The 265-nt window shown below is 69.4% G+C and carries 1 pseudogene; it reads left to right on the top strand.

The features are described from left to right. Nucleotides 1-151 (top strand): annotated as a pseudogene (locus tag J0695_RS46320) (ribonuclease D); the annotation flags it as partial. Between the last annotated feature and the right edge of the window lie 114 nt (nucleotides 152-265).

Consider the following 265-nt stretch of genomic DNA (forward strand, 5'->3'; position numbering starts at 1 on the left):
GTCGGGGCTCGGCGACGTAATCGCGGATGCCGAGTGGGTGCTCCACGCGGCGACCCAGGATCTTCCGTGTCTGCGCGAAATAGGCATGGTCCCGACCCGGATCTTCGACACCGAGCTGGCCGGGAGGCTCGCCGGGTTCCCGCGGGTCGACCAGTCGACGGCGGAATGGCCCTTCTCCAGGGCGTAACCCAGCACGTTCTCGACCATCGCGCCGAGGCCGACCCCTGGCTGCGCTACGCCGCCCTCGACGTGGAACTCCTCGTCG

Source organism: Streptomyces beijiangensis (genome assembly GCF_017315755.1).
Classification (GTDB): Bacteria; Actinomycetota; Actinomycetes; order Streptomycetales; family Streptomycetaceae; genus Streptomyces; species Streptomyces beijiangensis.